The sequence below is a fragment of the Pseudomonas sp. PDM14 genome, assembly GCF_014851905.1.
Lineage (GTDB): Bacteria > Pseudomonadota > Gammaproteobacteria > Pseudomonadales > Pseudomonadaceae > Aquipseudomonas.
Genome location: NZ_JACVAQ010000003.1, coordinates 77,151 through 98,862, shown reverse-complemented (window position 1 = coordinate 98,862; position 21,712 = coordinate 77,151). Strand labels below are relative to the sequence as shown.

The 21,712-nt window shown below is 67.8% G+C and carries 16 protein-coding genes and 1 riboswitch; of the genes, 15 read left to right on the top strand and 1 reads right to left on the bottom strand.

The features are described from left to right. Positions 1-103: 103 nt before the first annotated feature. The 10 genes from cpdA (at position 104) to ubiM (ending at position 10,802) form a co-directional block, all read left to right on the top strand. A complete protein-coding gene (gene cpdA, locus IB229_RS20125) occupies positions 104-919 on the top strand; it encodes a 3',5'-cyclic-AMP phosphodiesterase (RefSeq protein ID WP_192331719.1) in 816 nt (271 codons plus the stop codon). Positions 920-998: 79 nt separating this feature from the next. Further along, positions 999-1,616, top strand: a complete 618-nt coding sequence (locus IB229_RS20120; RefSeq protein WP_192331718.1) for a YqiA/YcfP family alpha/beta fold hydrolase — start codon at positions 999-1,001, stop codon at positions 1,614-1,616. A gap of 65 nt (positions 1,617-1,681) precedes the next feature. Beyond that, complete coding sequence (parE, locus tag IB229_RS20115) at positions 1,682-3,580, top strand: DNA topoisomerase IV subunit B (RefSeq protein WP_192331717.1); 1,899 nt, start codon at positions 1,682-1,684, stop codon at positions 3,578-3,580. Continuing rightward, the gene (locus IB229_RS20110; protein ID WP_412547808.1) at positions 3,577-4,575 is read left to right on the top strand and encodes an esterase-like activity of phytase family protein; all 999 of its coding nucleotides are present in this window, start codon (positions 3,577-3,579) and stop codon (positions 4,573-4,575) included. Before parE ends, IB229_RS20110 begins: the two co-directional genes overlap by 4 nt. After that, on the top strand, positions 4,572-5,102 hold the full coding sequence (locus IB229_RS20105; RefSeq protein ID WP_192331716.1) for a TIGR02281 family clan AA aspartic protease: 531 nt from the start codon (positions 4,572-4,574) through the stop codon (positions 5,100-5,102). Before IB229_RS20110 ends, IB229_RS20105 begins: the two co-directional genes overlap by 4 nt. A gap of 13 nt (positions 5,103-5,115) precedes the next feature. After that, positions 5,116-7,368 carry a DNA topoisomerase IV subunit A gene (gene parC, locus IB229_RS20100; RefSeq protein ID WP_192331715.1) on the top strand — a complete coding sequence of 751 codons (2,253 nt, stop codon included), beginning with the start codon at positions 5,116-5,118 and terminating at the stop codon, positions 7,366-7,368. Between the two features lie 131 nt (positions 7,369-7,499). Further along, positions 7,500-8,210: a membrane integrity-associated transporter subunit PqiC gene (locus IB229_RS20095; RefSeq protein ID WP_192331714.1), complete on the top strand. Its 711-nt coding sequence runs from the start codon at positions 7,500-7,502 to the stop codon at positions 8,208-8,210. A 69-nt stretch (positions 8,211-8,279) separates the two neighbouring features. Next, complete coding sequence (locus tag IB229_RS20090) at positions 8,280-8,522, top strand: exodeoxyribonuclease VII small subunit (RefSeq protein WP_192331713.1); 243 nt, start codon at positions 8,280-8,282, stop codon at positions 8,520-8,522. Beyond that, complete coding sequence (gene ispA, locus IB229_RS20085; RefSeq protein WP_192331712.1) at positions 8,519-9,406, top strand: (2E,6E)-farnesyl diphosphate synthase; 888 nt, start codon at positions 8,519-8,521, stop codon at positions 9,404-9,406. The genes IB229_RS20090 and ispA overlap by 4 nt, the downstream gene beginning before the upstream one ends. A gap of 217 nt (positions 9,407-9,623) precedes the next feature. After that, positions 9,624-10,802, top strand: coding sequence for a 5-demethoxyubiquinol-8 5-hydroxylase UbiM (ubiM, locus tag IB229_RS20080; protein WP_192331711.1), 1,179 nt, complete (start codon positions 9,624-9,626; stop codon positions 10,800-10,802). 13 nt (positions 10,803-10,815) lie between these two features. Here the strand turns inward: ubiM and IB229_RS20075 are convergent, their stop codons facing one another. Beyond that, positions 10,816-11,736: a LysR family transcriptional regulator gene (locus IB229_RS20075; RefSeq protein ID WP_192331710.1), complete on the bottom strand. Its 921-nt coding sequence runs from the start codon at positions 11,734-11,736 to the stop codon at positions 10,816-10,818. A 156-nt stretch (positions 11,737-11,892) separates the two neighbouring features. Here IB229_RS20075 and IB229_RS20070 point away from each other — a divergent pair, with 156 nt between their 5' ends. The 5 genes from IB229_RS20070 to IB229_RS20050 all read left to right on the top strand — a co-directional run bounded on the left by IB229_RS20070 (position 11,893) and on the right by IB229_RS20050 (position 21,682). Beyond that, complete coding sequence (locus IB229_RS20070; RefSeq protein WP_192331709.1) at positions 11,893-13,593, top strand: AMP-binding protein; 1,701 nt, start codon at positions 11,893-11,895, stop codon at positions 13,591-13,593. Then, on the top strand, positions 13,590-14,033 hold the full coding sequence (locus IB229_RS20065; protein WP_192331708.1) for a globin domain-containing protein: 444 nt from the start codon (positions 13,590-13,592) through the stop codon (positions 14,031-14,033). The genes IB229_RS20070 and IB229_RS20065 overlap by 4 nt, the downstream gene beginning before the upstream one ends. A 4-nt stretch (positions 14,034-14,037) precedes the next feature. Further along, positions 14,038-17,310 (top strand): carboxyl transferase domain-containing protein, encoded by a 3,273-nt coding sequence (locus IB229_RS20060; RefSeq protein ID WP_225579271.1) that lies wholly within the window; start codon positions 14,038-14,040, stop codon positions 17,308-17,310. Positions 17,311-17,401: 91 nt separating this feature from the next. After that, complete coding sequence (gene dxs / locus IB229_RS20055) at positions 17,402-19,297, top strand: 1-deoxy-D-xylulose-5-phosphate synthase (protein WP_192331706.1); 1,896 nt, start codon at positions 17,402-17,404, stop codon at positions 19,295-19,297. 130 nt (positions 19,298-19,427) lie between these two features. Continuing rightward, positions 19,428-19,653, top strand: a riboswitch (cobalamin riboswitch). Between the two features lie 91 nt (positions 19,654-19,744). Beyond that, the gene (locus tag IB229_RS20050; RefSeq protein ID WP_192331705.1) at positions 19,745-21,682 is read left to right on the top strand and encodes a TonB-dependent receptor; all 1,938 of its coding nucleotides are present in this window, start codon (positions 19,745-19,747) and stop codon (positions 21,680-21,682) included. Positions 21,683-21,712 lie beyond the last annotated feature (30 nt).

The following is a 21,712-nucleotide window of genomic DNA, read 5'->3' as shown; positions in this document are numbered from 1 at the left end:
GCCCTGCCGGTACACGGCAAATGTGACCAGTTCACGTTTAGCGGGTTTACCGAATCCGTATCCACCCACCATAATCCTGCGAACACCTCCTGGAGCTGGCACTTTGTCGCACCCTGCTCACCTTGCCAACGGCCAATCGGTACTGCTGGTGCAGCTTTCCGACAGCCATCTGTTTGCCGAAGAAGACGGCAAACTGCTCGGCATGAACACCTGCGACAGCCTGCAACGGGTGATCGAGCGCGTGCTCGACGAACAGCCACGGATCGACCTGATGCTCGCCACCGGCGACCTGTCCCAGGACGGCACGCTCGACTCCTACCAGCGCTTTCGCCAGATGACCGAAACGGTCGGCGACAGCGCGCGCTGGTTCCCCGGCAACCACGACGAAGTCCCGATGATGCGCGAGGCCTGCACCGGCAGCGACCTGCTCGAGCCGGTGGTGGACTTGGGCAACTGGCGCATCACCCTGCTCGACTCCTCGATTCCTGGCGCCGTACCCGGCTACCTCGCCGAGGACCAGCTGGCCCTGCTCGAACGTGCGCTCAGCGAGGCACCGGAACGCCACCACCTGGTGTGCTTCCACCATCACCCGGTCTCGATCGGCTGCAGCTGGATGGAACCCATCGGCGTGCGCAACCCGAATGCGCTGTTCGGTGTGCTCGACCGTTTCCCGCAGGTACGCGCCGTGCTCTGGGGCCACGTGCACCAGGAATTCGATCAGCTGCGCAACGATGTGCGCCTGCTCGCCTCGCCCTCGACCTGCGTGCAGTTCGCCCCCGGCAGCGAGGAGTTCCAGGTCGACACCACCGCGCCCGGCTATCGCTGGCTGCGCCTGCACGATGACGGGCGCCTGGAGACCGGCGTATCGCGCGTCACCGGCATCCACTTCGAAGTGGACTACAGCGTCAAAGGCTATTGATCGCTGATCGGGCTGGAGGCCGAACGCCCAAAGCTGCTACCGTTCCGCCCCAATCCAGCTGCCTCTGTCACGATCGCCCATGCCCAGTTCCGCCCCCAGCATTCTTTATATACATGGCCTGAACAGCGCCCCGACATCGAACAAGGCCAGCCAGCTGGCACGCGCCATCGAGCATGGCGGGCTGAGCGCGCAGGTGCGCATTCCGGCGCTGCACCACCACCCGCGCCAGGCCATCGCCCAATTGCAGGCCGCCATCGCCGAACTGGGCCGTCCGCTGCTGGTCGGCAGCTCGCTGGGCGGCTACTACGCCACGTACCTCGCCGAGCAGCATGGCCTGAACGCCCTGCTGATCAACCCGGCGGTACGCCCGCACAGGCTGTTCGGCGGCCGCGAGATCGAGCAGACCAACCACTACACCGGCGAAACCTGGCAACTGACCCACGACCACGTCGCGGCGCTGGCCGAACTGGAAGTGGTGGAGCCGCAGGATGCCCAGCGCTACCACGTATGGCTGCAGACCGCCGACGAGACCCTCGACTACCGCCAGGCCGAGGCCTTTTACCAGGGCTGCAGCCTGGATATCCAGGAAGGTGGCGACCACGGCTACCAGGGTTTCGCCGGCCGCCTGCCGGAAATGCTCGCCCTGGCTGGCTTTGCCCCGGCAATCTGGCAAGATTTCGACTTTTCCACCCTTTGAGCCCCGCGGGGCTGCCACCATGCAGCCCGCCAGCGCCCAGACCAACTGAATCAGCAAGAGATCCCATGGCCCAGCAGAACTCCTACAACGCCGATGCCATTGAAGTCCTTTCCGGTCTCGACCCGGTGCGCAAGCGCCCGGGGATGTACACCGACACCTCGCGGCCCAACCACCTGGCCCAGGAAGTCATCGACAACAGCGTCGACGAAGCCCTGGCCGGCCACGCCAAGTCGATCCAGGTAATCCTCCACGAGGACAACTCGCTGGAAGTACTCGACGACGGCCGCGGCATGCCGGTGGACATCCACCCGGAAGAAGGCGTGCCCGGCGTCGAGCTGATCCTCACCAAGCTGCACGCCGGCGGCAAGTTCTCCAACAAGAACTACCAGTTCTCCGGCGGCCTGCACGGCGTGGGCATCTCGGTAGTGAACGCGCTGTCGACCCAGGTGATCGTTACCGTCAAGCGTGACGGCAACGAATACCAGATGAGCTTCGCCGACGGCTTCAAGGCCAGCGACCTGGCCGTAGTCGGTACGGTTGGCAAACGCAACACCGGCACCAGCGTGCACTTCTGGCCGGACGCCAAGTACTTCGACTCGCACAAGTTCTCGGTCAGCCGCCTCAAGCACGTGCTCAAGGCCAAGGCCGTGCTCTGCCCGGGCCTGGCAGTCAGCTTCACTGACAAAGCGAGCGGTGAGCAGGTCGAGTGGCTCTATGAAGACGGCCTGCGCTCCTATCTGGTAGACGCCGTGAGCGAATACCAGCGCCTGCCCGAGGAACCCTTCGTCGGCAGCCTGGCCGGCAACAAGGAAGCCGTCGACTGGGCCCTGCTGTGGCTGCCCGAAGGTGGCGAAAGCGTGCAGGAAAGCTACGTCAACCTGATCCCCACGGCCCAGGGCGGCACCCACGTCAATGGTTTGCGCCAGGGCCTGCTGGACGCCATGCGCGAGTTCTGCGAGTTCCGCAACCTGCTGCCGCGCGGCGTCAAGCTGGCGCCGGAAGACGTCTGGGAACGCATCGCCTTCGTCCTCTCGATGAAGATGCAGGACGCCCAGTTCTCCGGGCAGACCAAGGAGCGCCTGTCCTCGCGTGAGGCGGCCGCGTTCGTCTCCGGCGTGGTCAAGGATGCTTTCAGCCTGTGGCTCAACGCCCACCCGGAAACCGGCCTGGCGCTGGCCGAGCTGGCGATCAGCAACGCCGGGCGCCGCCTCAAGGCCGGCAAGAAGGTCGAGCGCAAGAAGATCACCCAGGGCCCGGCGCTGCCCGGCAAGCTGGCCGACTGCGCAGGGCAGGACCCGATGCGCTCCGAACTGTTCCTGGTCGAGGGTGACTCCGCCGGTGGCTCGGCCAAGCAGGCGCGCGACAAGGAATTCCAGGCGATCCTGCCGCTGCGCGGGAAGATCCTCAACACCTGGGAAGTCGACGGCGGCGAAGTGCTGGCCAGCCAGGAAGTGCACAACATCGCCGTGGCCATCGGCGTCGACCCTGGCTCGGCCGACCTCGGCGAACTGCGCTACGGCAAGGTGTGCATCCTCGCCGACGCCGACTCCGACGGCCTGCACATCGCCACGCTGATCTGCGCCCTGTTCGTCCGCCACTTCCGCCCGCTGGTGGATGCCGGCCACGTCTACGTCGCCATGCCGCCGCTGTACCGCATCGACCTGGGCAAGGAAATCTTCTACGCCCTCGACGACGCCGAGCGCGACGGCATCCTCGATCGCCTGGTCGCCGAGAAACGCCGCGGCAAGCCGCAGGTCACCCGCTTCAAAGGCCTGGGTGAAATGAACCCGCCGCAACTGCGCGAGACCACCATGGACCCGAATACCCGGCGCCTGGTGCAGCTGACCCTGGAAGACTTCGAGGGCACGCTGGAGATCATGGACATGCTGCTGGCGAAGAAACGCGCCGGTGACCGCAAGAGCTGGCTGGAAGCCAAGGGCAACCTCGCCGAGGTCCTCGCGTGAGGGTGAGCGCCCTGCTGTTCGGCCTGCTGTTGAGCGCTTCGCTACATGCTGCAGAGGCTGTGGACGCACCGCCTGTGGAGCTGAAGCTGCTGACCGAGCATCCGGTCGACGGCATGTTCGGCGGCAACCTCTCCGGCCTGGCGCATTGTGCCGGTGAACTGCTGGCCGTGTCCGATCGCGACGATGCCATGGTCTACCGCCTGACACCCCAGGCTGGCACCTTTGAGGCCGTGGCCGAGCGCTTCGATGCCCAGCCACCGCCGCCCAGCGGATTACCCTGGGGCCTGCGCATGCGCGCCTGGGTCGCCGGCATGGTGCGCGGTGGTGAACTGGATTTCGAAGGCCTGAGCTGCGACAGCGCCGGCAACCGCTACCTGGTCAGCGAATCCCACGCGGCCGTCTTGCAGATCACGCCCAGCGGCAGCGCCAACTGGCTCAACCTACCGCCGAGCCTGGTGCGCCAGGCGCGCGCCAGCGGCATGCTGCTGCACTTCAACGCGCTGCTCGAAGGCATCGCCGTCGACCCGGCCGGCGAGCGTTTGTGGCTGGCGGCCGAGCAGCAACGCCGCGGCATCCTCGTGCTGCACAGGAAGAAAGGCAGCTGGACCTGCACCGGCGGCTGCGTATTGCTATCCCAGGGGGGCGTCGAGCCCTCGTTGCCTCTTGCAGACAACACCCGCAGCAGCCCGCGCGACTTCTCCGACCTGGCCTTTTTCGACAACAAGCTGTTCACCCTCGAACGCGGCGCCCACCGTATCTGCCGGCGCAGCCTGAACGACGGCAAGAAGGAAAAATGCTGGTCGTTCGCCGCCAGCGTGCTCACCGAGGAGCGGCGCTACCCGTTCGACTATGGTGTCGTCGAGGCCATGGCCCTAAAGGTCGACGGCGTATGGCTGGGCGCCGACAATGGCAACGACACCGCCCGCGGTGATGGCGAGCGCCGCCCGATCCTCTGGCACTTTGCCGCGCCGAAAGGCGGCTGGAGCGCACCATGAGCGACGCCCAGCCAGCCGGCAAACGCGCCGGCCGCGTGATGCTGGTGCTCGCCTGGGGCGCCGGCCTGCTGCTGGCCACGCACTTCTTCGGCAAGTGGGAAGACCGCCAGGCCAACCCCAACCAGCAGCCGCAATCGGTGCACGGCACGGACTTCATCGAAGTGCGCCTGGCCAGCGGCCGCGGCGGCCACTATTTGCTCGACGGACAGATCAACGGCGACACCGTGACCTTCCTCCTCGACACCGGCGCCAGTGCCGTGGCGATTCCCGCCGGCCTCGCCGACGAACTGGGGCTCAAGCGCGGCGCGCCGATCACCCTGAGCACCGCCAACGGCCAATCCACCGGCTACCGCACGCGCCTGAACAGCCTGCAGCTTGGCGACATCCAGCTGCACGACGTGGCCGCGCTGATCGCCCCCGGTATGGATGGCGACGAGGTGCTGCTCGGCATGAGCGCCCTCAAGCAACTCGAATTCACTCAAAAGGGCGGCACCCTGGTGCTGCGCCAATCGACTTCACTGAAATGACCCTGAGGCACGCATGAGCGACTCCCTCGATTTGAGCCTGGAAGGCGTGGAACGTCGGTCCCTTGCCGACTTCACCGAGCAGGCTTATCTCAACTACTCCATGTACGTGATCATGGACCGCGCCCTGCCGCATATCGGCGACGGCTTGAAGCCCGTGCAGCGGCGCATCGTCTACGCCATGAGCGAGCTGGGCCTGGACGCCGACTCCAAGCACAAGAAATCGGCGCGTACCGTCGGTGACGTGCTCGGCAAGTTCCACCCGCACGGCGACAGCGCCTGCTACGAAGCCATGGTGCTGATGGCGCAGCCGTTCAGCTACCGCTACACCCTGGTCGACGGCCAGGGCAACTGGGGTGCGCCGGACGATCCCAAGTCCTTCGCCGCCATGCGCTACACCGAGGCGCGCCTGTCGCGCTATTCGGAAGTGCTGCTCAGCGAGCTGGGCCAGGGCACCGTGGACTGGGTGCCGAACTTCGACGGCACCCTCGACGAGCCGGCCACCCTGCCGGCGCGCCTGCCGAACATCCTGCTCAACGGCACCACCGGCATCGCCGTGGGCATGGCCACCGACGTGCCGCCGCACAACCTGCGCGAAGTCGCCAGCGCCTGCGTACGCCTGCTGGACGAGCCGAACGCCACGGTCGAGCAGCTCTGCGAGCACATCCTCGGCCCGGACTTTCCCACCGAGGCGGAAGTCATCACCCCGCGTGCTGACCTGCTGAAGATCTACGAGACCGGCAAGGGCTCGGTGCGCATGCGCGCCGTGTACCGCGTCGAGGACGGCGACATCGTGGTCACCGCCCTGCCGCACCAGGTCTCCGGAGCCAAAGTGCTGGAGCAGATCGCCGCGCAAATGCAGGCCAAGAAGCTGCCGATGGTCGCCGACCTGCGCGACGAATCGGACCATGAGCACCCCTGCCGCATCGTCATCATCCCGCGCTCCAACCGCGTGGATGCCGATGAGCTGATGCAGCACCTGTTCGCCACCACCGAGCTGGAATCCAGCTACCGGGTCAACACCAACGTCATCGGTCTCGACGGCAAGCCGTCGGTGAAGGACCTGCGCACCCTGCTCACCGAATGGCTGGTGTACCGCGTCGGCACCGTGCGCCGCCGCCTGCAGTTCCGCCTGGACAAGGTCGAGAAGCGCCTGCACCTGTTGGAAGGCTTGCTCGCGGCCTTCCTCAACCTGGATGAAGTGATCCATATCATCCGCACCGAAGACTCGCCCAAGCCGGTGCTGATGGAGCGCTTCGGCCTCACCGAGATCCAGGCCGACTACATCCTCGACACCCGCCTGCGTCAGCTGGCGCGCCTGGAAGAGATGAAGATCCGCGGCGAGCAGGACGAGCTGGCCAAGGAGCGCGCCAAGCTGCTGGCCCTGCTCGGCAGCGAAACCAAGCTGAAGAAGCTGGTGCGCCAGGAAATCCTCGACGACGCCGAGAAGTACGGCGACGACCGCCGCTCGCCGATCGTTGCCCGCGCCGAAGCCAAGGCCCTGTCCGAAAACGAGCTGATGCCGACCGAACCGGTCACCGTGGTGCTCTCGGAAAAAGGCTGGGTGCGCTGTGCCAAGGGCCACGACATCGACGCCACCGGCCTGTCGTACAAGGCCGGCGACGGCTTCAAGACCTCGGCACCGGGGCGCTCGAACCAGTACGCGGTGTTCATCGACTCCACCGGGCGCAGCTACTCGCTGGCCGCCCACACGCTGCCGTCGGCACGCGGCCAGGGCGAACCGCTCACCGGTCGCCTGCAACCGCCACCGGGCGCGACCTTCGACTGCGTGCTGCTGCCGGACGACAACGCGCTGTACGTGATCGCCTCGGACGCCGGCTACGGCTTCGTGGTCAAGGGCGAGGACCTGCAGGCCAAGAACAAGGCCGGCAAGGCCCTGCTCACCCTGCCTACCGGCGCCCTGGTGGTGCCACCCAAGCCGCTGGCCAACCGCGAGGAAGACTGGCTGGCCGCGGTGACCACCGAAGGCCGCCTGCTGCTGTTCAAGGTCGCCGACCTGCCGCAACTGGGCAAAGGCAAGGGCAACAAGATCATCGGCATCCCCGGCGAGCGGGTCGCCAGTCGCGAGGAATACCTCACCGACCTGGCCGTCCTGCCAGCCGGCGCGACCCTGGTGCTGCAGGCCGGCAAGCGCACTCTGTCGCTTAAACCGGACGACCTGGAGCACTACAAGGGCGAACGCGGACGGCGCGGCAACAAGCTGCCACGGGGCTTCCAGCGCGTCGACGCGCTGCTGGTGGAAGCCTGACGGCCAGCGCCATAGAGCGCCTCGGGCTGGAGTCCGGCGGCGCTTTGACGGATGATAGACGGCCGCAGGGCCTGCCACTGCAGGTCCGCGTCTGACTGCCGGCCGCCACCCGCGGCCCACAGGGTGAAATGATGACTGTGTTACGCCTCCCCGCTGTTCTGCTGCTGACTGGCCTGCTCGGCCTGGCCGGTTGCACGACGCACCAGGCGGTGCCGCTGTACCAACTCGACAGCGGCAGTCCGGAAGTACCCAAACAAGAGCAAGGCCTCGCCGTGCTGCTCGGTCCGGTGTCCATCGCCGACTACCTGCAGCGCGAAGCCTTCCTGCAACGCCAGGCCGATGGCAGCCTGGTGCCCGCCGACGATGCGCGCTGGGCCGGTAGCCTGGCCTCGGACATCGACCAGCTGCTGCTGCGCCAGCTTGCCGCGCAACTCGACAGCCAACGCATGGTGCTGGCCCCGGCCAACCCCGGCTTCACTCCCGACGTCCAGGTTCTGCTGACCATCAGCCGCCTGGATTCCGGTCCGCAGCACCCGGCCGTGCTGGAAGCCCAGTGGCGCCTGCTCGACCGCGGCGGCCGTCTGCGTGACAGCCAGCTGCTGCGCCTGCAACAGGCCCACACCGGCAGCCCGGCGGCCCAGGTGCAGGCACAGAGCGTGCTGTTGCGCCAGCTCACCGACCAGCTCGCCGCCGCCATCGAACCACTGCGCGGCCAGCCACTGGCCGAAGCGCCGAAACCGGTGCAACCGGCCTCGCGCCCCGCCAAGCCGGCACAGCGCCCGCAACCGAACATCCCGATGGTCGCGCCGGCGCGCAGCAGCGGCGACGTGCTGCGCTTCTGACCGTCACGCCCCACATCTGCGGCATCCACGGATGCCGCGCCCTTTCCAGAGCCTCCGAGACCCGTGCCCATGGCCCGCAAGAAAGCCGCCGTCGACTTCGAACAATCCCTCGCCGACCTGCAGACACTGGTCGAGCGCCTGGAAGGCGGCGAGCTGTCGCTGGAAGACTCGCTGACCGCCTTCGAGCAGGGCATCCGCCTGACTCGCGACTGCCAGGCCTCGCTGGCCCAGGCCGAGCAGAAGGTGCAGATTCTTCTCGAGCGTGACGGCGAACTGGAGGAAGCCCCCTTCGATGCGGACCAGCAGGCATGATCGCGGCCTACATGCAGCGCGCCCAGGAGCGGGTCGACACGCAACTGGCCAGCCTCTTCGATGCCCCGCGCAGTGAGCTGGCGCGCATCTACCAGGCCATGCACTACAGCGTCGCCGGCGGCGGCAAGCGCGTGCGCCCACTGCTGGTGTACGCCGCCTGCGAAGCCCTCGACGGCAATCTCGACCGTGCCGACGGCGCCGCCTGCGCGGTGGAGCTGATCCACGCCTACTCGCTGGTGCACGACGACCTGCCGGCGATGGATGACGACGACCTGCGCCGCGGCAAACCGACCACCCACAAGGCCTACGACGAAGCCTGTGCGATCCTCGCCGGCGACGGCCTGCAGAGCCTGGCCTTCGAAGTGCTCGCCGACCCGCGGCGCAATCCGCAGGACGCCAATCTGCGCCTGTCCATGGTCATGGGCCTGGCGCGTGCCGCCGGCCCGGCCGGGATGGTCGGTGGCCAGGCCATCGACCTCGAATCGGTGGGACGCCAGCTCGACCAGCAGGCCCTGGAGACCATGCACCGGCACAAGACCGGCGCGCTGATCGAAGCCAGCGTGCAGCTCGGCGCCCTGGCCAGTGGCAATGCCGACGAGGCAGCGCTGCGTTCGCTGCAGCAGTACGCCCAAGCCATCGGCCTGGCGTTCCAGGTGCAGGACGACATCCTCGACGTGGAAAGCGACACCGCCACCCTGGGCAAGACCCAGGGCAAGGACCAGGCTCACGCCAAGCCGACCTACCCGGCCCTGCTCGGCTTAGAGCAGGCCAAGGCCTATGCCCTGGAGCTGCGCGACCTGGCCCTGCACAGCCTGCGCCCCTTCGGCGAACGTGCCGAGCCGCTGCGCGAACTGGCGCGCTATATCGTCGAACGGCGGAATTGAGCCGAGGTTAGCTCCCCGGCCATTCTGCACGCCGACCATGCGCAGCCAGGCACCGCACCGGGCTGGTGCGCGGCGCATGCCGACAAACGGGTTCTCTCCACGTATAAATCGGGCGCTCCGCCTCTACCGCGCAACGACTCAGCATGATCTCGGGCAATAACTGCGCCCCGCTCGCCCTCTAGACTCCGGCCATCGTCCCAGGCAGGAGTGTCGCCCCATGAATGTGGATATCGTCATCGTCGGCGCCGGACCGGCCGGTCTGTGCCTGGCCCGCGCGCTGTCCGGCCAGGGGCTGAACATCGCCCTGGTCGAACGCCAGCCGCGCGCCCAGCTCGCCGAGCCCGCCTTCGACGGCCGCGAGATTGCCCTGACCCATGCGTCGCACCAGGAACTGCAGCGCCTCGGCCTGTGGCAACGCATCGCCCCGGCCGATATCGCCCCGCTGCGCGACGCCCAGGTGTTCAACGGCCCGTCACTGTTCGCCCTGCGCATCCAGGCTGCCCAGGTCGGCCAGCAGCGCCTCGGCCATCTGGTCGCCAACCAGGCGATCCGCCGCGCCGCCTTCGAGGCCGTCGCCGAATGCACCGACGTGCAGCTGCTCGATGACTGCCAACTGGACGACCTGCGCATCGACGATCACGGCGTGCACCTGCGCCTGCAGGATGGCCGTGAGCTGCAGGCGCGCCTGCTGGTCGCCGCCGACAGCCGCTTCTCGGAAACCCGCCGGCGCCTGGGCATCGGCGCGCACAGCAAGGATTTCGGCAAGACCATGCTGGTCTGCCGCATGCGCCACGAACGCGACCATCAGCAGACCGCGTGGGAATGGTTCGGCTACGGCCAGACCCTGGCGCTGCTGCCGCTCAACGAGCGCTGCAGCTCGGCGGTGCTGACATTGCCGCAGCAGCAGATCGACGCCCTGCTGGCGCTCGACGAAGGCGCGTTCGCCCGCGAGATGGAACGGCGCTTCGACCACCGCCTGGGCGCCATGCAGCTGATTGGCAGCCGCCACAGCTACCCGCTGATCGGGGTCTACGCCGAGCGTTTCGCCGGGCCGCGCTGCGCGCTGGTCGGCGATGCCGCGGTGGGCATGCACCCGGTCACCGCCCACGGCTTCAACTTCGGCCTGCTCAGCCAGCGCCGCCTGGCCGACGCCGTGCTGCGCGCCGACAACCTCGGCCAGGACATCGGCGCCGCCGCGCACCTGCAACGCTACGCACGCGCCCAACACCTGGCGAGCTGGCCGCTGTACCAGGCGACCAATCTGCTGGTCGGCCTGTACACCGACGACCGCGCGCCCTCGCGCCTGCTGCGCAACGCCAGCCTGCGCCTGGCCCAAGGTGCCACGCCGCTGCGCCGGGCCATCGCCCGACACCTGACGGCGGCGTCCTCGCGCTAACGCCGGACACGTCCTAGGGTCTGGCGGTCGCCAACTGCAGCAACTGGTCGCGCAGCCAGCGGTTGCCGACCTCGTTCTCGGCCTCGCGCGCCCAGTACAGGTTCAAGGTCACCGGCGGCAGCGCCAGGGGCAGCGCCAGCAGCCGGTTGGGCAGCCCGCTGTTGATCAGCTCGGCGTACTGCCGCGGCATGGTCAGCAGGCGTTCGCCCTGCGCCACCAGCTGCACCGCCGACAGGTAGTTCTGGCAGCGCTGGCGCACCTGGCGCACCAGCCCCATGTGCCCCAGGGCCAGGTCTTCGACACAGATGCCGCGACGCCAGGAGGTCACGGCCACGTGCTCGGCCGCCAGGTAGCGCTCCACCGTCAACTCGCCGCTGAAGCCCGGGCCGGCCACCACGCAGAGCGGGTCCTGGCGCAGCATCTGCTGGCGCAACTCGGCATCGGTCGGGCGGGCGATCTCGATGGCCAGGTCGATGCGCCCGGCCAGCAGCTCGCGCTTCAGCTCGGCCCAGTGCACGCTGCTGCTGCGCACCTCCAGTTGCGGCGCGACACGCTGCAGGTGCGCGATCAGCATCGGCAGCACCACCGGCTCCATCTGTTCCGGCATGTTCAGGCTGAAGGTCCGCCGGTCGCGCAGCGGGTCGAAGCGCTGCCCACGGCTGACGCTGCGCAACAGCCCGCTCAGGGCATCCTCGATGCCGGGCGCCAGCTGCCTGGCCAGGGGCGTTGGCGCCACCCCGCGGCCCTCGCGCACGAACAGCGGGTCACCCAGCTGCTCGCGCAGGCGGTTCAATGCATGGCTCACCGCCGACTGACTGAGGCTGAGGACCACCGCGGCGCGGGTCAGGTTGCGCTCGCGGTAGATCACCTCGAACACGCGGAACAGGTTCAGGTCGATACGCCCCAATGCCGACCATTCATGTGGTTGATTCATGGTTATGCACCTTGCCTGTCGATTCGTTCAGCCTAACAGCCACGCGGCCTGCGTGATCCATGCATTGCATTCATGGATATCAATGAATAAGCATCAGTTCTACCGCGCGCGTCGGGCTGCCTAAGATGCGCCAACAAGAACAACAGGGCGCTCGCCATGAACCAAGCCATCTACCTCGAGCAACTCGCCGCGCTACAGAGCGCCGCCTGGCCAGCCGCCGCGCCGCGTGAAGCGAAGTACCCGCACGGCCAGCAACCACTCGGCGAGTACCTGCGGACATGGGCCCAGCTGCAGCCCGACGCCCCGGCCCTGGACTTCTACGGCCACAGCCTCAGCTACGCCGAGCTGGATCAGCTCTCCGACCGCTGTGCGGCGCTGTTCAGCGAACTGGGCGTGGTGCCGGGCGACCGCATCGCCCTGTTCATGCCCAACTGCCCGCAACTGCACATCGCCTTCTACGCCATCCTCAAGTGCGGCGCGGTGTATGCACCGGTCAGCCCGCTGTCGAAAGGACTGGAACTGAGCTACCAGTTGCGCGACAGCGGGGCGCGCGTGGTGCTCTGCTTCGACCAGCTGCTACCGGTGGTGCAGGCAGTGCGCGAGGAGTGCCAGCTCAGCCATGTGCTGGCCACCAGCCTGTCGGAACTGTGCCCGGCCGCGCCAAGCATTCCCGTGCCGGACCTGCTGCAGGCGCCCAAGGTCACCGACACCGACGCCATCGACTTCTACCCAGCCCTGCACGCCTGCCAGGCGCCAGTCCCGGCACACCGTCCGCAGCTCGACGACATCGCCGCGCTCAACTACACCGGCGGCACCACCGGCCTGCCCAAGGGCTGCGTGCACACCCACGGCGACATGCTCTACACCTGCGCCAGCTTTCTGCCGGTGGCGCTCGACCTGCAGCGCGATAGCGTGATGCTCAACTTCCTGCCGGAGTTCTGGATCGCCGGGGAAAACGCCGGCCTGCTGTTCCCGGTGTTCGCCGGCTGCCGCCTGGTGCTGCTGGCACGCTGGGACGCCAGCGCGTTCATGGCGGCCGTGCAGCATTACCGGGTCAGCCACTGCGGCCTGCTGGTCGACAGCGCTGCCGAGGTGCTCGACCACCCGCAGGCGAGCCGCCATGACTTCAGCTCGCTGCGCAAGACCGGCAGCATCTCCTTCATCAAGAAGCTGACCCGCGACTACCGCGCCCGCTGGCGCCAGCTCACCGGCTGCACGCTGTTCGAGTTCAGCTTCGGCATGACCGAAACCCACACCTGCGACACCTTCACCGCCGGCCTACAGGACGACGACTTCGACCTCACCAGCGCGCCGACCTTCGTTGGCCTGCCGGTGCCGGGCACGGCCTTCAAGGTTTGCGACTTCGGCAGCGGCGAGCTGCTGCCCCTGGGCAGCGAGGGCGAGCTGTGCGTGCGCAGCCCCTCGCTGCTGCATGGCTACTGGCAACGCCCGGAGGAATCCGCCGCGGCGCTGCGCGATGGCTGGCTGCACACCGGCGACCTCGGCCAGATCACCGAACAGGGCTTCATCCGCTACCTCGGCCGGCGCAAGGAAATGCTCAAGGTCAACGGCATGAGCGTGTTCCCCAGCGAGCTGGAAGCCCTGCTCGGCCAGCACCCTGCCCTGCTCGCCAGCGCCGTGATCGGCCGCGCCGACGAACAGCGCGGGCAGACCCCGGTGGCCTTCGTCGTGCTCAAGGCCGACAGCGGTGAAACGCCCGAGAGCCTGGTCGCCTGGTGCAAGGAGGCGATGGCCAGCTACAAGGTGCCGGAGATCCGCATCGTCGACGCCCTGCCGATGACCGCCACCGGCAAGGTGAAGAAGAACGAGCTCGAACACTGGCTGCAGCCAGCATGAGCACGGCCCTCGACGCCCAGGCCGCCAGCCTGGTCAAGCACAGTGTGCCGCTGCTCAAGGCCCATGGCGCAGCGATCAACCAGCGGCTCTACGCCACTCTGGCCGAGCGCCACCCTGCGGCCCACGCGCTGCTGCAGCGGGCCGACTTTCCGCCTCTGGCCGCAGTCGTGGCCAGCTACGCGGCCAACGCCGACGACCTCGGCCCCTTCCTGCAGCACGCACCGCGGATTGCCCGCGTGCACCAGCGCATCGGCCTGCAGGAAGCGCACTTCGACATGCTCGGCAGTGCCCTGCAGGATGCCCTGCACGCCATTCTGGGCGACCGCGTGCCTGCGGCGACCCTTTGCGCCTGGAGCGCGCTGTACCGGCAACTGGCCGTAACCCTGATACGTCTGCAGCGCGAACTGCCGCCGCTGCCTTCCACCCCATCGAGTGAGTGAGCCCATGTTCCAAGCCCTGCTGATCGCCAACCGCGGCGAAATCGCCATCCGCATCGCCCGCGCCTGCAATGACCTGGGTGTCCGCACGGTCGCCGTGTTCGCCGAGGACGACGGCGCCAGCCTGCACACTCGCCGCGCCGACCTCGCCGTGCCCCTCAAGGGCCGTGGCGTGCCGGCCTACCTGGACATGGACCAACTGATCGCCATCGCCGTCGCCCAGGGTTGCGACGCCATCCACCCAGGCTACGGTTTTCTCGCCGAGAACGCCGAGTTCGCGCGGCGTTGCGCGGCCGCCGGTGTGCGCTTCATCGGCCCGACGCCAGAGGTGCTGGAGCTGTTCGGCGACAAGGCCGCGGCGCGCCAGCTGGCCGAACGCTGCGGCGTGCCGCTGGTCGCCGGCCTGAACCAGGCAGTGAGCCTGGAACAGGCGCAGGCGTTCTGCGCCGAGCACGGCCCGGTGATGCTCAAGGCCCTGGCCGGCGGTGGCGGGCGTGGCATGCGTGCGGTACTGGTGGCCGATGAGCTGGCCGAGGCCTACGCGCGCTGCCAGTCCGAAGCGCAGGCAGCGTTCGGCAACGGCGCGCTGTACGTCGAGCAACTGGTCGGCGCCGCGCGGCACATCGAGGTGCAGGTGCTCGGCGACGGCAGCGGCGCGGTCAGCCACCTGTGGGAGCGCGACTGCAGCCTGCAGCGACGCAACCAGAAACTGATCGAAATCGCGCCGAGCCCCGGCCTAGACGCCGGCGTGCGCGAAGCGATCATCGCCTGCGCATTGAGGCTGGCCGGCGAGGTGAAGTACCAGGGCATCGGCACCTTCGAGTTCCTCCTCGACGAGGACCGCCCCGGCCAGTTCTACTTCATGGAAGCCAACCCGCGGGTGCAGGTGGAACACACCGTCACCGAACAGGTGACCGGCGTCGACCTGCTGCACACCCAGCTGCGCCTGCTCGCCGGCGCCGCCCTGGCCGACCTCGGCCTGCTGCAGCCGCCGGCGCTCAACGGCTGCGCCGTGCAGCTACGGATCAACCTGGAAACCCTGCACGCCGACGGCAGCACGCGCCCGGCGGTGGGTACCCTGAGCGCCTACGAGCCGCCCAACGGCCCCGGCCTGCGTGTCGACGGCTACGGCTACGCCGGCTACCCGGTGAGCCCCAGCTACGACTCGCTGCTGGCCAAGCTGATCGCCCACGCCGCCGACTACCCGAGCGCGCTGCGCCGCGTCTACCGCGCCCTCTGCGAGTTCCGCCTGGAGGGCGTGGCGAACAACCTGCACCTGCTGCAGAACCTGCTGCAACGCAGCGAGGTACAGACCAACCAAGTCAGCACGCGCTTCGTCGAGCAACAGCTGGACGCCCTGCTCGCGCCGCGCGAACAGGCCCACCCGCACCTGTACTTCGCCGCCGCGCCAGGTGCGAGCCAGCAGACCAGGGCCAGTGTCGATGCGCCGCCCGGCACCCTGGCGCTGAACACGCCGAGCACCGGCGTGCTGGTCTGCCTGGAGGTCGCCGAAGGTGACGCCGTGGCCGCCGGGCAGAACGTCGCCGTGCTCGAGGCGATGAAAATGGAGTTCGTGGTCAAGGCCAGCCACAGCGGCATCGTCCGCGCCATCGCCGCACAACCCGGCGACGCCTTGGGCGAAGGCCAGGCACTGCTGTTCATCGAACCGGCCGAGGTCGATGGCAGCGGCCTGCAGGACGAACAGAACCTGGACCTGGCGCACATCCGCGCCGACCTCGCCGAGGTGCTGGAACGCCACGAGCGCCTCACCGACGCCCGCCGCCCGCAAGCAGTGGCCAAGCGGCGCAAGACCGGCCAGCGCACCGTGCGCGAGAACCTCGCCGACCTGCTCGATGCCGACAGCTTCATCGAATACGGCGCCATGGCCCTGGCCGCACAACGCCGTCGCCGCTCCGCCGAGGAGCTGCTGGAACTGAGCCCCGCGGATGGCCTGATCGCCGGCATCGGCACCGTCAACGCCACGCAATTCGGCAGCCAGGCCGCACGCTGCATGACCATCGCCTACGACTACACGGTGTTCGCCGGCACCCAGGGCGTGATCAACCACAAGAAGACCGACCGCATGCTCGGCCTCGTCGAACAGTGGCGCCTGCCGCTGGTGCTGTTCGCCGAGGGCGGCGGCGGCCGCCCCGGCGACACCGATTTCGTCGGCGTCGCCGGGCTCGACTGCCACACCTTCATCGGCATGGCCAGGCTATCCGGCCTGGTCCCTACAGTAGGGATCGTTTCTGGCCGCTGCTTCGCCGGTAACGCCGCGCTGCTCGGCTGCTGCGACGTGATCATCGCGGCCAAGGACGCCACCGTCGGCATGGCCGGCCCGGCGATGATCGAAGGCGGCGGCCTCGGCAGCTTCACCCCGGAACAGGTCGGCCCGACCAGCGTGCAGGGCCCCAATGGGGTGATCGACGTACTGGTCGAGGACGAAACCGCAGCCGTGGCGGTGGCCAAGCAGTACCTGTCGTACTTCCAGGGACCGCTGGCCGACTGGGAGTGCGCCGACCAGCGCGAGCTGCGCCACCTGATCCCGGAAAACCGCCTGCGCGTCTACGACATCCGCCAGGTCATCGCCACCCTGGCCGACGCCGGCAGCGTGCTGGAGCTGCGCCGCCAGTTCGCCCCGGGGCTGATCACCGCATTCATCCGCATCGAAGGCCAGCCGTTCGGCCTGATCGCCAACAACCCCGCTCATCTGGGCGGCGCCATCGACGCGGTGGCCGGCGACAAGGCTGCGCGCTTCATGCAGCTGTGCGACGCCTTCGACATCCCCATGGTCTCGCTGTGCGACACCCCCGGCTTCATGGTCGGCCCGGAAGCGGAGAAACAGGCCACGGTGCGCCACGTCTCGCGCATGTTCGTCGCCGCCGCCAGCCTCAGCGTGCCGTTCTTCACCGTGGTCCTGCGCAAGGGCTACGGCCTCGGCGCCCAGGCGATGGCCGCCGGCAGCTTCCATTCGCCGCTGTTCACCATCGCCTGGCCCAGCGGCGAATTCGGCGCCATGGGCCTGGAGGGCGCGGTGCGCCTGGGCTTCGCCAAGGAACTGGCAGCCCAGCCGGACGATGCCACGCGCCAGCGCCTGTTCGACAAGCTGGTGGCCAAGGCCTACCAGAACGGTAAAGGACTGAACATGGCCAGCTACCTGGAGATCGATGCGGTGATCGACCCGCTGGATACCCGCGCCTGGTTGCTGCGTGGGCTCAACGCCGCGCCGCGCGCGCCTGTGCGGGAGGGCAAGAAGCGGCCATTCGTCGACACCTGGTAAGCCGCGGCAGCCGGTCGCGCACCCTGATTGGGCAGCTCAGGACGCATCAGGTAAACTGCCGCATCTTTTAATACCTATAACGATTCGCCTGATGCCAACGACGTTCCACGAGATCCCCCGCGAGCGCCCCCTCACGCCTCTGCTCGACCGCGCCGACACGCCGGTCGGCCTGCGTCGCCTGGCGGAAACCGAGCTGGAAACCCTCGCCGACGAGCTGCGCCAGTACCTGCTGTACAGCGTCGGCCAGAGCGGCGGGCACTTCGGCGCCGGCCTGGGCGTGATCGAATTGACGATTGCCCTGCACTACGTCTTCGACACCCCGGACGACCGCCTGGTCTGGGACGTCGGCCATCAGGCCTACCCGCACAAGATCCTCACCGGTCGCCGCGAGCGCATGGCCAGCCTGCGCCAGAAGGACGGCCTGGCCGCCTTCCCGCGCCGCAGCGAGAGTGAATACGACACCTTCGGCGTCGGCCACTCCAGCACCAGCATCAGCGCGGCCCTGGGCATGGCCATCGCCGCGCGCATGCAGGGCAGCAAGCGCAAGTCGGTGGCGGTGATCGGCGACGGCGCGATGACCGCCGGCATGGCCTTCGAGGCGCTGAACCACGCCTCCGACGTCAAGGCCAACATGCTCGTGGTGCTCAACGACAACGACATGTCGATCTCCAAGAACGTCGGCGGCCTGTCCAACTACCTGGCCAAGATCCTCTCCAGCCGCACCTACGCCAACATGCGCGAAGGCAGCAAGAAGGTCCTGTCCAAGCTGCCCGGCGCCTGGGAAATCGCGCGCAAGACCGAAGAGCACGCCAAGGGCATGCTGGTTTCCGGCACGCTCTTCGAGGAGCTTGGCTGGAACTACATCGGCCCTATCGACGGCCATGACCTGCCGACCCTGCTGGCCACCCTGCGCAACATGCGCGACCTGGAAGGCCCGCAGTTCCTGCATGTGATCACCAAGAAAGGCAAGGGCTTCGCCCCGGCCGAACTCGACCCGATCGGCTACCACGCGATCACCAAGCTCGAGCCGCTGAAGGCCAAGGTCACGCCCAAGGTGGCCAGCGGGCCGAAGTATTCCAGCGTGTTCGGCCAGTGGCTGTGCGACATGGCTGCCGCCGACGAGCGCCTGGTCGGCATCACCCCGGCGATGAAGGAAGGCTCCGACCTGGTGGCCTTCGCCGAGCGCTTCCCCGAGCGCTACTTCGACGTGGCCATCGCCGAGCAGCACGCGGTGACCCTGGCCGCGGGCCTGGCCTGCGACGGCGCCAAGCCGGTGGTGGCGATCTACTCGACCTTCCTTCAGCGTGCCTACGACCAGCTGATCCACGACGTGGCCGTGCAGCACCTCGACGTACTGTTCGCCATCGACCGCGCCGGCCTGGTCGGCGAAGACGGCCCGACCCACGCCGGCAGCTTCGACATCTCCTACCTGCGCTGCATCCCCGGCATGCTGGTGATGACCCCGAGCGACGAGAACGAACTGCGCCAGATGCTCACCACCGGCTACCACTTCGACGGTCCGGCGGCGGTGCGTTACCCGCGCGGCAGCGGCCCGAACACACCGATCGAGCCGGCGCTGGAATCCCTGGAAATCGGCAAGGGCGTGGTCCGCCGCCGCGGCCAGAAGACCGCCCTGCTGGTCTTCGGCGTGCAGCTCACCGAAGCGCTCAAGGTCGGCGAAACCCTGGACGCCACCGTGGTCGACATGCGCTTCGTCAAACCCCTGGACGAAGCCCTGGTGCGCGAGCTGGCCGCCAGCCACGCGCTGCTGGTGACCGTTGAGGAAAACGCCATCATGGGCGGCGCCGGTGCCGCGGTCAGCGAGTTCCTCGCCCGCGAAAACCTGCTCAAGCCGGTACTGCACCTAGGCCTGCCAGACAGCTACGTCGAGCACGCCAAGCCGGCGCAGATGCTCGCCGAATGCGGCCTCGACGAAGCCGGCATCGAAGCGGCCATACGCGCCCGCCTGGCTCAACTGCCCGCCTAAGCCCATCGCCGCCTGTAGAAGCCAGCAAGCTGGCCCCTGCAGGCGAGGTGGCGACTTACTTGAGCAGCGCTCATCGCGACACGAAGCGAACCCGCTTGTTTTTCATACAGCCGCGCATCAAGGTGCGCGGCGTTTTTCTTTCCGCCAGGGTGCGCCGTTCCGTTAGCGAACGGCGTTAAACGGGAAGCCGGTGCGCTCCAACGAGCCATTCCGGCGCTGCCCCCGCAACGGTAATCGACCGGCACCATCTGCCTGCATGCCCACTCGCCACTGGGTCCGCCTGGGAAGGCGGGCATGCACGACGGCCCCGCCGTCAGTCGAAAGCCCGGAGACCGGCCCTGAGCGGAGTCGACTGGTGTTGCGGAGGGCATCACCGTCAGGCGTCGCGCCGCGCGGTGCTTGTCCCTGCCCTTCTCAAAAGTCTCCCGACCTTTTGAGGATTGATCCATGAAACTGTCCCGCCTTGCCCTGGCTGTCGCCCTGACGCCCGGCCTTGCCCTGTCCGCCACGGACGAAACCGCCTCGCATGAGCTGCCGCCGCTGGTGATCACCCGCGCCACGCCCATCGCGCAGACCACGCCAGCCAGCGTCCAGGTCATCGACCGCCAGCAGATCGATGACACCGCCGCGACGTCACTGCTCGACCTGCTGCGCGCCCAGGCCGGCATGCAGATCCGCGACACCATGGGCGACGGCAACCGCGCCGTGATCAGCCTGCGCGGCTTCGGCGAGAACGCCACCAACAACACCCTGGTACTGGTCGACGGCCGTCGCCTGAACCAGCCGACCCTGGCCGGTCCGGCGCTGAACAGCGTGCCGCTGGCCAACATCGAGCGTATCGAGATCGTGCGGGGCGCCGGCACCGTGCTCTACGGCGACCAGGCCGTGGGCGGGGTCATCAACATCGTCACCCGCGCCCCGCTGGAGAACGAGGCCTACCTCGAAACCAGCCGTGGCAGCCATGATCTGGAAGCCTATCGCGGGCATGTCAGCCAGCAGCTCGGCGCGGGCTTCTCGCTGTTCGCCAGTGGCGAGACGCGCAATGCCGACAACTACCGCGATCACAACAACGGCAACTACAGCAACGCCTTCGCCCGTCTGCGCTACGACCACGCCAGCGGCCACGCGCTGTACGAATACCAGAGCATCGACGACGAACTGCTTCACCCCGACTCGCTGACCCTGGCCCAGCGCCGTGAGGATCGCAAACAGAGCCTCTCCACAGCCTGGAACGACAGCAAGACCCAGGTGCACCGTTTCGCCCTCGAGCAGGCGCTCGGTTCGACCTGGACCGCCAACCTCGACTACAGCCATAGCGATCAGGACAGTGTCGGCAGCTTCGCCGCACCCGGCCGCTACAGCCAAGACACCCGCACCGAAAGCGTCAGCCCGCGCCTGACCGGCCGCTTCGACACGCCGCTGGGCGCATCCACCTTGCTGTTGGGCCACGACTACATCGTCGGCGACTACCAGACCAGCTGGGGCGCCGATTTCAAGCAGACCCTCAAGGACTGGTACGGCCAGTACAGCCAGCAACTGGCCGAGGACCTGACCCTGACCCTGGGCTATCGCAGCAGCAAGGCCGAAGACCGCGACCACTCCGCCGCTCGTAGCAATGATGACCGCGAAGGCAGCAGCAGCCTGGGCCTGAGCTGGCAGGCGGATGCCAACACGCGGATGTTCATCAAACGCGAGGACGTGCTGCGCTGGGCCAACGTCGACGAGAATGGCTTCGTCCTGCCCGACGTGACCTTCCTCAAACCGCAGACCGGCATTTCCTGGGAAACCGGCATCGAATGGCGCGACAACGTCCAGAGCTACCAGGCCACCTTGTACCGCCTGGATCTGGAAGACGAGCTGATGTACGACGCGGCCATCGCCAACCCGCGGCCCTGGGATGCATTCGCCACCGGCGCCAACATCAACCTCGACAAGACCCGCCGCGACGGTCTGCTGCTGGAGGCGCGCCGCCAGTTGAACGACAAACTGATCATTGGCGGCCAGTACACCTTCACCGACTCGGAATACCGCGCTGGCAGCTTCGAGGGCAACGAAGTGCCCTGGGTTTCCCGCCACGGCGCCAGCGCCTACCTCCACTACGAGATCCTGCCTGGCCTCAAGGGCTACCTCGAAGCCGTGCACACCGGCGCGCGCTACCTCTCCAGCGATGACGCCCCGCAGTTGCCGCGCGAAGGTGGCTACACCCTATTCAACGCCGCCCTGAGCTATGAGCACCAGGGCTTCGTCAGCAAGCTGCGGATCAACAACCTGACCGGCAAGCGCTACGACAGTTTTGCCCTCTACAGCCAGTGGAATCCGGGCAATAAGTCTATCTATCCGGGCACCGAAGAAGACGTGCAGCTCAGCGTCGGCTATCGCTTCTGAGCAAACTGCCACGCAGGCAAAAGGCCCCTG